4 protein-coding genes (1 of these 4 only partly in view) are annotated in these 12016 nt (G+C 65.0%); all 4 read right to left on the bottom strand.

All coding sequences use genetic code 11. The features are described 5' to 3' along the window. Positions 1–84 precede the first annotated feature (84 nt). Entirely contained in the window at positions 85–2253 is a 2169-nt protein-coding gene (locus tag PHO31112_RS16070; RefSeq protein WP_174995743.1) for a TonB-dependent siderophore receptor, read from the bottom strand. A 107-nt stretch (positions 2254–2360) separates the two neighbouring features. After that, complete coding sequence (locus PHO31112_RS27930) at positions 2361–2486, bottom strand: hypothetical protein (RefSeq protein ID WP_281355100.1); 126 nt, start codon at positions 2484–2486, stop codon at positions 2361–2363. Positions 2487–2548: 62 nt separating this feature from the next. Beyond that, on the bottom strand, positions 2549–5770 hold the full coding sequence (locus tag PHO31112_RS16065; protein WP_174995742.1) for a non-ribosomal peptide synthetase: 3222 nt from the start codon (positions 5768–5770) through the stop codon (positions 2549–2551). Positions 5771–5801: 31 nt separating this feature from the next. After that, positions 5802–12016 carry the 3' portion of a non-ribosomal peptide synthase/polyketide synthase gene (locus tag PHO31112_RS16060; protein ID WP_174995741.1) on the bottom strand. The gene runs 22057 nt beyond the window's last position, so only the last 6215 of its 28272 coding nucleotides appear in the window; its start codon lies off the right edge, out of view; its stop codon occupies positions 5802–5804.

Below are 12016 nucleotides of genomic sequence, written 5' to 3'. Positions count from 1 at the left end.
CCGATGACGGCCCGCGCACTTGCACGGGCCGGAAAAGCAATCTGGCGCACGCCAGAGGTCATGCACCCAAGCAGATCGATACGATCAATAGGCCGTGCGCAGGGTCAGCATCACGGTGCGCGGCCGACCCCGTGCGTACGCGGCGGCGAAGTAATCGCGATCGAAAAGGTTGTTCGCGTTGAGCGACAGCGAGGTCTTCTTCGTAAAGGCATAGCTGACCGACGCGTCGATCACTGCGTAGAAGCCCTGCGTCGCGGTGAAGCCGTTACGCGAGGTCGAGGTCTCGCTCACGGCGGTCACACCGGCGCCCAGCGTGAGCCCGTGCATGGCACCCGGCAGGCGATAGCTGGTCCAGAGCTTGAAGATGTTGTGCGGCGAGATCGACGAGAACGGCGACGCGATCGTGTCGAGGCTGTTCGAATCTTCCAACTGGCTGTTGTTGTACGTGTAGCTACCGAACAACTTCCAGCCGGACGTCAGTTCGCCCGTGCCCGACAGTTCAAAGCCACGCGTACGTGCCTTGCCCAGCCCGATGTAGTGCGATTGGGTCGGATCGTTCGGATCGACCATCGCGCGGTCCTTCTGGTTAATCTGATACACCGCGAGCGCAGTCGTGAAACGGCCGTCCATGAACTCGCCCTTGATCCCCGCTTCGTACTGATCGCCCGTGATCGGCTTGATGAGCGTGCCGGAGGTCGTCATCAGGTTGTCCTGCGGCTGGAAGATGCTCGTGTAGCTCGCGTAGACGGACCACGTCTTGTTCAGGTCGTACACCAGCCCGGCATAGCCCGTGAACTTGCCCGCATTGCCCAGCGAATTCCCGGTCATGCCGAAGACGTTGTACGTCGGATCGACCGCGAACTTCGACTGATACCAGCTCACGCGTCCGCCGAGAATCAGGGTCAGTGGATCGAGCAGCGAGAGACGCGTCTGACCATAAATGCCGTATTGTTTGGCATAGGTGTTGTTCCGACTCGTCGTATCCGGCGTGCCCGGGAACACCGGTATCGGATACAGAATGTTCAGCAAGTTGACGTTCGTCACGCCGAACAGATTCTTGGGGTCGCCGTAATACTGCGACTGATGCTCGATCATGCGCATGTAGTTCGCGCCGATGGTGGCCTGGTGCGTGCGGCCGAACAACGTGAACGGGCCCGTGGCGGACACGTCGATGTTGGTCTTGCCTTCACTCACTGCGTTGTTCGTTGCACTGATGTCGCCAGTGCGGGTTGCCGGGTCCCAGGCGTTGAACTGACTGGCCTGCAGCGTGGTCGAGCGCGAATAGACGTAATCGAGGACTGCCTTGGCTGTCCAGCCGCCGCCCAGCTTCTGATGCAGTTCGGCGAAGAGGTCCGTGGTGCGGAACGTGTCGCGGTTCCAGCCGGCGCCGTAGTAGTGACCACGCGGCAGATTGCCGTAGGTTCCGTCGGTGTAGATGCCCCAGATCCAGGGCTCGTTAGAGGTGTATTCGTTGTAACTCGCGCCTACACGCAGCAGCGTCGTGGACGTCAGATCGGCTTCCAACGTGCCGTAAAGCACCTTGTTACGCGTGTTCGTGGTGTCCTGGATGCCGTTGGCGCCGGTGTACGACACAACCGCGCGGCCACGCAGCGAGCCTGCCGGATTGAGCGGGCCGCCCACGTCGATCGTCGCTCCGCTGTTGCCGCGTGTGCCGCCGGAGAGCGTTGCGCTCGCCTCGAATTCCTTCTGCGCATGTTTGCGCACGAGGTTCACCGCGCCACCCGGCGCGCCGAAGCCGTTGAGCAGGCCGGACGGCCCGGTCAGCACTTCGACCCGGTCGTAGATTGCCAGGCTGGGCTGGAACGTATCCGCCGTCACGGACATGCTGCTGTTCACGTAGGACGGCGTGCCATCCACGAGGAACGACGTGATCGGGAAACCGCGCGCGTAATACTGCACACGGTCCGAATCGCTCTGCAGCGTGGTAACGCCCGGCGCGTACTGCATCGCGTCCTTTAGCGTCTGGAAGTTCTGTTCCTTGATTTGCTCCTGTGTGATCACCGACACGGTCTGCGGAATTTCGCGCGCCGTCATCGGAATCTTGGAGCCGACCGTGGTGGGTGGGTTGAGCGCTTCGGCCACCGCATCACGGCGGTCTTCGACATTCGTCGCGGGCAATGCCGCAGCCGGGGCACCGGCTGTGGAGGATGACGCGGTTTCACTGTTGCCGTTGTTCTGTACGACCTGCGACTGAGCTTGCGCCGCAGCGGCCTGCCCCAGAAGCAACATCATGACCGCCAGACTCGTATGACTCGGTGTGAGCGCGCCCCTCCTTGTTGATCGATAATGCCCGTGAATCGACTTCATGTGCAACCTTCCCCTTGACGTGTGGTAGCGCGCTATCGGCGGCGCATGCCGCGTCGGAATTCAGAGATCCGTTCCGGCGTGAAAAAATCATTCAAATGATAACTGTTCTCATTTTCATTCGCAATAATATCCACGGAAATAGCGGCAGAATCGCTCATGACAACGAAATGTTCTCAGCGAAATCCCGGGAGATATCGTGGGAATTTCGCCCGTTATCCGTTCAGGACGCCGCGTTGCTCGTCTGACGTGCGCGTTCCAGCAACGCCGCCTGAGCTTCGGGCGGCAGCGCATCGAAAGTCAGGCGCGCCTGAGCCCGCAGCACCAACGTCTCGCCGCCGTCCGCGCGTGCGTGCAGCGCGTTGGCCAGTGCGCGAACCGTGGGGGTCGCGAAGACCTGCCCGGGCAGCACCTCGATATGTAGTCCTTCGCCGATACGGGCCACGAAGCGAATGACGGTCAGCGAGTCGCCGCCCAGCTCGAACAGGCTGCGCGTCACGCCAATCGGGGTGCGCCCGAGCAAATCCTCGAGCCGTTTGGCCAGCCAGGTTTCCAGCGGCGTCTGCGGCGCAACGTCTATGGCGGCGCCCCCGCCCGCCATGGCGTTGCATCTCGGGTTTGCCAATGCCTGGCGGTCTACCTTTCCATTGGCCAGACGCGGTATCGACGCCAACGTCACGACAAACGCCGGTACCCATGCGGCGGGCAGACGATTTGTCAGCGTGTCGCGCACGCGCTTCGGCGCGTCGGTCATCTCGGGGGCAATCACATAGGCGGCGAGTTCTGTCTGTGTGCCGCTGCCCCAGGCGCGCACCGCCACCTGTGTCACGCCCGGAATGTCGCGGCACGCGGCTTCGATCTCCGCCGGCTCCACACGGTGACCGCGGATCTTGACCTGCTCGTCCGCACGGCCGAGCCACTGAATCCCTCCCTGCGGCAGCCATCGCGCAACGTCTCCTGTGCGATAGAGCCGCGCCCCCGGGGTGAACGGATCGTCCACAAACCCTTCTCTTGCGTCTCGCCCGAGATATCCGGCCGTCAACTGTTCGCCGCCGACGTAGAGCATGCCGCGAGCACCGACCGGTGTGATGGACAGATCGTCGTCCAACACGCGTGCGTAGCAATTCGCCAGTGGTTGTGTCAGAGGCAGTGCGCCGATGTCTGGGCCAGTTGAAGTTTCGTCGCCGCAGACATGGATGAGAACACCCACCGTGGTTTCCGTCGGACCGTAATGGTTGACGATGCGCACATCCGGGCGAATGCGACGCAACGTACCGACCAGCGACGGCTGGGTCGCTTCACCGCCGAGCACTACAGTGCTCGGCAGGACGGGAGATGCGATCTGCACCAGCGCGTCGAGGTGGGACGGCGTGATCTTGACGACATCGACTCCCGTGCTGCCGACGAATCGTGCAAACGCAGCGCCGTCCGCCATGTCGGCCTCGTTGGCGACGACGAGGCAAGCGCCCGCTGCAATGGCGCCGAACAGCGCCGTATTGCCGAGATCCGCGGCGACCGTCGAGGTCAGCGCAACACGATGGTCTGGCGAGAGCGTCAGCGCGCCTGCAATCGCATGCGCATAGTTCGCCAACTGGCGATGCCCGATCGGAACCCCTTTGGGCACACCGGTCGAGCCGGACGTGAAGATGACGTACGCGCGATCCGTCCCGCGCGGTGCCGCGAGTGTGGCGTCGCCGGCCGTCGGCTGCGCCAGTCCGGCAAACGACACGAGGGGTGCAAGCGAAGCCTCCTGCGTGGCGCCGAACGGCGGTGCGACGACAGCGAGTACGGGCTTGGCCTGCGAGAGCACGGCGTGTATCCGTGCCGCGGGCCATGACGGATCGAGCGGGACATACGCGCCCCCGGCTCGCATCGTTGCCAGCAAGGCAATCACCATATCCACGCTGCGCGGCATAGCGAGTGCGACCGTGTCGCCCGTGCGCACGCCCTTCTTTTGCAGATTGGCTGAGACGGTCAGCACCTCGCCCGCCAGTTCGGACCATGTGAGACGCTTGCCGTCTCCTTCGATGGCCATGCCATCGGGCGTCTCTTGCGCGTGACGCAGCATCGCGTGAATGACCGTCTCGTCGGGCACCTTCAGTTCCGGTCCGGCCCAGCTCAGATATCGCGCCTTCTCGAGCGCCGGAGTGACATCGATGTGCTGCCACGGCGAGTCCGCGCGACTGGCTTGCGCCGCCAGTGAAGAGAGCATCGTCAGGTACTGGTCCGCCAGCACTTCGACCGCGTCCGGCGGATAGGCCCCGATGTCGCTCGCCAAAGTGAATTGTGTAAGCGCGCCCCGGGCATCCGTTACCAGATCCAGATGGCATTCCGCCGTGCCGAGCGGCGAGATCAAGCCCACCAGACGCGCCAGCGTGGCGGGGGTGTCCCACACGAGGAGGCGGAACGCGGCGAGCGCATGATTGGCGAGGCTGGTGGGCACCGTCTCCTGCCAATTCCTGTGTTCGTCGATGGTTTCGTTCAGACGACAGGCCACGTCGACGAGCGAGAGCGTGTCGTCGAGGCGCACGCGCACCGGCATGCGTCGTTCGAAAACGCCGAGCGAGCCGGCGAGCGGGCCGTAGTCCGAGCGGCAGTCGTGACAGACCACGCCGTCCACCGACGTCTGCCCGCCGATACGTGCGAGCAGTGCCCACCACGCGGCTTGCAGCAGCAGGTCGGTCGCGGTGCCGCGTGCCTGCGCCATGGCGACCAGCGCCGTGCCGACCGCTGCCGGCACGGCGCGTCGCGCAGCGTGCGAAGCAATGTCTCGCGTGGAGGCGTCGGAGCTCGCCAGGCGATGGTGCGCGGGAAGACGGACGCCCGTGCGCGGCGAGCCGGCCTCGTCCAGATACCGACGCCAGTACGCCTGACCGTCGAGTCCGTCCTCACCTTCGACAAGGCCGTCTCGCCACGAAGCGAAGTCTTGGTAGCGCAAAGGCGCATCGTCATCCGATACCTCCTCCCCTTGCGCATGTGCCACCAGTTCTTGCGCGAGTGCCATAAGGCTGGCCTCGTCGAACAACCAGGCGCGCGCCATCAGGATCAGACGAGGACCGCTGCCCGTTGCATCGACAGACGCCTCGCAGTTGAGCCAGATGGCACAGGCATTGGCCTGCCGGGACGTGGCTTCCTCCGGCATCGGCCCGGCGGCCAATGCCAGCGCAGCGGCATCTGCCGACGGGCCAGCCGCGCGGACCTGAATCCACGGCAGGCCTTTGGCCGGCGCCTGCGGCAAGTGGCGTATGCCACGGAAGCCTTCGACCTGTCCGGTGGCCATCGTCAGTAGCTCGTGCTTTTGCGCCAGTGTGGCCCACGCGGCGCGGAACGCTTCCGGCGAGAGCGTCGCGTCAGGCGCAATGACGACGGCTACGTAAGCCGTCTCCATGCTAAGCGCCACGCGCGTGCGTTGTTCCGGCGTCAGTGCAAATCCTGTATCAGTCATGGCTTGAGACTCTGTCTTGTGTGGCGACGCTTCAGGCATAGTCGCCGTTCTCGGTCATCGGGGTGTCGGCATGCGGCGCTGCTTGCGTCAGGGGCATGCTGTCGCGCGACATCATCTTCGCCATCGCCACCACGATCTTGCGCGGCTCCTGATACGGGTCACGCGCGTGGGCGACGAGCAGGTTGTCGAGCATGACCACGTCGCCGCGCTGCCAGTCGAAGCGGAACGCGCACGCCTCATACGCCTTGCCCACCAATGCCATCGTCTCGTCGTCGATGGGCGTGCCGTCGCCGTACAGCACATTGCGCGGCAAACGATCTTCCCCGGCGATGTCGAGCAGGTGTTGACGCACATCCGGGGCAAGGAAGTAAGGGTGATGCAGCTGCACCTGATTGAAGAACGCCAGCTCACCCGTGGCCGGATGCCGGATGACTGCGGGCCCGCGCGAGACGGTCTGCAACGTGTCGCCTAACCAGCGCACTTCCGTGCCGGCCGCCCGGCAACGCGCTTCGACTTCCTCGCGGCTGCCGGTACGGAAGAACTGACGCCATGGCACATCCAACCCTTCGATGAACGTGCGCACATAGCATAGGCCGAGGCGGGCGAAGCGATCCACAACGTCCGGCGGCAACCGGCGCAGCATCTCGCGGCCATCGACGATAGGCGTCGCGCCGCCTACCTGCGACGGCAACTCGCAGAAGAACCACTGCTGCCGCGGCCATTGGTCCATATGCGAGCTTTCGTTATGGAAGAGGATCATTTCCTTCTCGGGATACGGCGTCGACCGGTAAGTCCGCTTCCCCTCCTCCTTCTTCGGCAGGTCGCCGTATTCGCCGTAAAGCTCATGGGCGATGGCCTCGACGAAGCGCTCGAACTGACGCGGACCTTCGATAGCGAAGCCGCGCAGCAACAGACAGCCATGCCGCGAGAGCCACGTCTCGATCTGCTGCCGGTGCCGTGCAGCCCACACGAACGGATCGAGGTCCACGTGCAACGGTTCGATCAGCACCGGGAAGCCCGTGCCCGCCTGCAGCGGCGTGAGGCGGACCTGATAGTCCGGCGCGTTCGGGGCGCCGGACAGAGCAGACGAAGTGGACGAACCGGAAGCGCCCGATGCCGAGCGAACTGGCTTGCGTGCGCTGCCGAGCGCGCTCAGCTTGTCGAGTTTCTCGAGCTTCGTGGCGCGTGCGGCGTCGCGGGTGCGCGCGGTATTCTGTGCCGGGTTTGTCGCTTTGGTCGGATTGTCGGGTTCCATGAGATACGTCTCCAGAAGCTTGAGCCAGGTGGCGACAAAGCGTTCGATGCTGGCTTGTACGAACAAATCGGTCGCGAACACCCATTCGCCGGCAAAGCCGAGCGGGGTTTCATGCATGAACAGCGCCATGTCGAATTTCGAAGACGCGGTGGCCTGCCCAATCGGGTCGATACGCAGACCGTCAATGGCGAGCGCGCCGCGCGGCGTGTTCTGCATGACGAAGAGGGTTTGGACGAGCGGGTTGCGTCCGGACTCGCGTGCCAGGCCGGACGCTTCCACGATGCGATCGAACGGCAATGCCTCGTGAGCGATGGCCCCGAGCATGGCGTCGTGGGTCCGGCCAGTGAGCGCAGCGAACGACCCGGCGTTTGCCTCGAGGCGCGAGCGCACCGGCAGCACGTTGACGAAGAAGCCCAGCATGGGTTCGAGCGCGGCATCGTTACGTCCGGCCGAATCCACGCCCACCACGAGATCGTCCATGCCGGTCAGGCGATGCAGGAACGCTTGATAGCTCGCCAACAACACGGTCGAGGTCGTCGTTCCTTGACGTTGGGCAAACGCCCGCAGCGGTGCGTTCAGATGCGCCGGCAACGTGAACGGCACGCCAGCGCCGGCCGTCGACGTCGTCACCGGACGCGCATGATCCGTGTCCAGTTGCAACGCGGCGGGTGCCCCTTGCAGGGCCTCGCGCCAATAGCTGCGCAGTGCCTCGCCGGCCGCACCGTCGAGCGCCTTGCGTTGCCAGTCGGCGTAGTCCACGTATTGCACCGGCATCGGCGTCAAGACCGGTGCCGCACCCTCGCGAATGGCCGCGTAGGCCGTCGCGAATTCGCCGACGAGCACACTCATCGCCCAACCGTCCGCGATGATGTGATGCACGGCGAACAGCACGGCGTGGTCGTCCGGCGACAAGCGCAGAACACGAATCCGCGCCAGCGGCCCCGAGGCGAGCGCGAAGCGATGCTGCGACTGCTCGGCGATGGCGTCGGCAATGGCCCTTGCCCGTGCCAGCGCAGTACTTCCGGTGAGATCCACAACGTCGATGTCCGCCAGAGCGTCCGACGCGATGCGGGCATACGGCATGCCGTCGTCGTCCGGATAGCTCGTGCGCAACACCTCGTGCCGGGCGACGAGCGCCGTCATCGCCTTGCGTGCGGTGTCGACATCGAAATCGCCCCTCACGCGCATGGCGGTCGCGAGCGTGTAAGACGTGGCGTCGTCCGGGCTGGCCAGCTTGTCGGCCAGCCACAAACGATATTGCGCTGGCGAGAGCGGCATGCGTTGCACTCGCGGCACATGGACCAGCGCCGGTGCGTCGACCGCAACCCGGGGCGCTTGTTCTAGCTGCAGAGCCAGTGCGCTGAGCGTCGGCGCTGCGAAGACGTCGCGCAGCGCGATCTGACGGCCCAGCACCGACTTCACCCGGGAGACGAGTTGCAGCGCCGTCAGCGAGTGACCGCCGAGTGCGAAGAAGTTGTCGTCGCGCCCCACGAATGGCACGTCGAGCAGCGTCTGCCACAGCGCAGCCAGTGCGGTTTGTGCGTCTCCGACGGGCGCCCCGGCCTTTGATGCTTGCGGCACATCGGTCTGCGGCAGCGTCAGTGCGCAGCGATCGACCTTGCCGCCCGGCGTCATGGGCAAGACGTCGAGCACCATGATGTGCTCGGGGACCATATACGCCGGCAGCGTTTCGGCGAGTGCCGAACGCAATGCTGACGCTTCCAACGTCGCCCCGGCCTCTGCCGTCACCCACGCCACGAGTCGCTTGTCTTCGCCCGACGACGTGTCTACGGCAGACGCCGCCGCCTCGCGAACGCCAGGCAGCGCCAGCAACGCGGCTTCCACCTCACCCAACTCGATGCGCAGGCCACGAATCTTGACCTGCTGATCGATACGTCCCAGATAGTCGAGTTGACCATCGGCGCGCCAGCGCACGAGGTCGCCTGTGCGGTAGCAACGGCCGCCGTCGGTGCGCTCGGGGTCCGGCACAAACCGTTCCGCCGTCAATGCCGGGCGGCCGATATAACCGCGTGCCAATAGATCGCCGCCAATGACCAGTTCGCCGACGGCGCCTTGCGGCACGGACGTCATATCCGGGCCCACCACGCGAACGCTGCGTCCCGGCAACGGACGCCCGATCGGCACGGTGCCGGGGAACGTCGCGGCGGTGTCCTCGGTCACCGAAGTGGTGTCATAGACGGTGGCGGTGATCGCCGCCTCGGTCGGGCCGTAAGTATTGATCAGCGTGACCGGCGCGAGCGCCGGGCTCGCCTGCGTGCGGCGCCAGCCCTGTGCGGACATGGCCTCGCCACCTGCGTGGAATTCGCGCAGTGGGGCGAGCGACGTCCCTCTGTGTGCCAGATCCTGCGTGAGCACGTGCCAGTAGGCCGTCGGCAAGTGAGCGACCGTCAGGCCGTGACGCGCCACGCGGGCCACGAACTCGTCGGTCGTCCACAAGTCGGGACCACGCATGACCACCGTCGCGCCTAGACATAGCGGCGGGAAAAGCTGCTCGACAAAGCCGTCGAAGTTGACGGTCGAGAATTGCAGCACCCGGTCGGACGGCGTCAGGCGTGCGTAGCGGATCGTCGCGTCGATATGGCCGGAGAGCGCCTCGTGCGCGATACCCACACCCTTGGGCCGCCCTGTCGATCCGGACGTGTAGATCACATACGCCAGTCGTTGCGGCAACACCGGGATGACCGGTGCCGATACCGTGCTCCTCAGTGCGGCGTCGGATGGCAGGTCCGTCGTATCGACATTTAGCGCGGCAACGCCGGCCAGTTGCGTCAGTTCCGGCAACTTGCCGGCGACGGCCGCATCGGTCACGAGTACATGGATGCCACTGTCTTCGATCATGTACGTCAGACGGGCCAGCGGATAGTCCGGATCGAGCGGCACATACGCGGCGCCGGCCTTGAGGATCGCCAGCATCGCGACCACCATGTCGAGCGAGCGCGTCATGGCGATGCCGACACACATGTCGGACGTCACGCCCGCGTTGCATAGACGGTGCGCGAGCCGGTTCGCCTGGGCGTTCAGTTCTGCGTAGGTCAGACTGTCGTCGTCGAGCACAAGTGCGACGGCCGACGGCGTGCGTGCCGCCTGAGTGGCAATCGCGACGTGTACAGCGCTCTGACTGAACATACCCGTCGCGGTGCTTTCGCCCTTCCCCCATGTGCGCAGACGTTCGGCTTCGGTATGGTCGGCGAGCGTGATATCGCCCACGGCAATCCTGGCCGACGTCGCAAACGCCGTCAGCACCGCGAGGTAATGCGTCATGAAGCGGGTCACCGTCGCCTCGTCGAACAATTCCCGGGCGTACTGGAAACTGCCGTCGATGGCGCCGTCCGGTGTGCCGCGCAGGTTCAGCGTGAGATCGAACTGGGCCGCCTGCTCGACGGCGTCGAAACGCTCGATCGTCAGGCCCGGCAAGGCTTGCTGCACGCGGCGGTGTTCCTGTTCGAAATTGAACACCACCTGGAAGAGCGGCGAATGCACGAGGCTGCGCTCGGGTTGCAGCGCTTCCACAAGCACGTCGAACGGCAGGTCTCGATGCTTGTGCGCGCCGGTCACACGCTCACGCGCCTGAACCAGCAGCGCGTCGAGCGTCATGCGAGGATCGATCCGCACACCGAGCACCTGCGTGTTGATAAACAGGCCGATCAATCCCTGCAATTCCACACGTTCGCGGTTCGCGACCGGCACGCCGACGCGAATCGCCTGTTGGCCGGTATGACGATGCAGCACCACCTGGAAGGCCGCGAGCAGGACCGTGAACACGGTCGTTTCGTGTTTGCGAGCCAATGCGCCGATCTGCGCCGCCAATGCCGGCGGCAGTGCCATCGGCAGGCGCGCGGCGCGATAGCGTCCGAGCGACTGTCGCGGGCGGTCGGTCGGCAACGTCAGGATTTGCGCGTTGTCGTCGAGCGCTTCGCGCCAGTAAGCCAACTGACGCGCCTTCTCGGCGGCGTCCAACACATCGCGCTGCCACGACGCATAATCAGCGTACTGCACCGGCAATGCCTGCCACTCGGGTGCGCCGCCCACGAGCGCCGCAGCATAGCCCGTGGCGAATTCGTCGAGAATCACGTCGACCGACCAGCCGTCCGAGACGATGTGATGCATCGCCACGACCAGCAAGTGATCGTTCGCGCCGAGCGAGACCAGGCCGACGCGCATCAGCGGCCCCCACGTGAGATCGAACGGCTGCGCCATGAACGCCGCCGCCCATGCCCGGGCTTGCTCGGGCGTCTGCGTCATGCGCTCGATAGCGACAGGTGTCGCAGCATGCACGTTCTGGCGAACGTCGCCATTGGCATTCTGCGCGAACGTCGTTCGCAGGCTTTCATGCCGCGCCACGATGGCGTTGAATGTGGTCTGGAGCGCATCGACGTCGAGCGCGCCATGGATTCGCACGCTGTCGGCGATGTGATACGCGCTGCTCTGCGGATCGAGGTGCCAGAGTATCCACATGCGGCGTTGCGCGTGCGAAACTGGCAAATGCGAGCGATCCGTGAGCGGCACGAGCGGTTTCGCTGGCGGCAGACCGTCGCGCGCGTTGCCCTGCGTCGCCACGATCGAGACGGCCAGTGCTGCAACCGTCTGTGACTCGAACATCTGTCGCGGAGAAAGCGCGATCCCGCGCCCGGCCGCCCGCGCTACGATCTTCAGGATCTGGATCGAATCGCCACCGATGGAGAAGAAGTTATCGTGACGGCCTACGCGTGCAACGCCTGCAGCATCGCGGCGTCCCTCCGAAAGCACTTCCTGCCAAAGGTCGGCCAGCGATTGCTCGAGCGCCGTTTGCGGCGCTTCGAAGGCGCTTTTCTCGAATGTCGGCGTCGGCAGCGAATGGCGGTCGAGCTTGCCGTTCGGCAACTGTGGCATCGCATCGAGCACCACCAGTGCAGACGGCACCATGTAATCCGGCAGCACTGCGCTCAGGGCGAGGCGCAACGACGCCGCATCGGGCGCGTCACCGTCGTGGC

Origin of the sequence: Pandoraea horticolens (assembly GCF_902459555.1) — a bacterium.
In the GTDB taxonomy this organism is placed as follows: domain Bacteria; phylum Pseudomonadota; class Gammaproteobacteria; order Burkholderiales; family Burkholderiaceae; genus Pandoraea; species Pandoraea horticolens.
The sequence above is the reverse complement of the archived record's forward strand: the minus strand, read 5'-3'. Positions and strand labels throughout refer to the sequence as shown.

Excerpts from the sequence above, each read along its gene's own strand:
- PHO31112_RS16070 (WP_174995743.1), bottom strand. The coding sequence starts at position 2,253 with ATGATGTTGCTTCTGGGGCAGGCCGCTGCGGCGCAAGCTCAGTCGCAG.
- PHO31112_RS27930 (WP_281355100.1), bottom strand. The coding sequence starts at position 2,486 with ATGAGCGATTCTGCCGCTATTTCCGTGGATATTATTGCGAATGAAAAT.
- PHO31112_RS16065 (WP_174995742.1), bottom strand. The coding sequence starts at position 5,770 with ATGACTGATACAGGATTTGCACTGACGCCGGAACAACGCACGCGCGTG.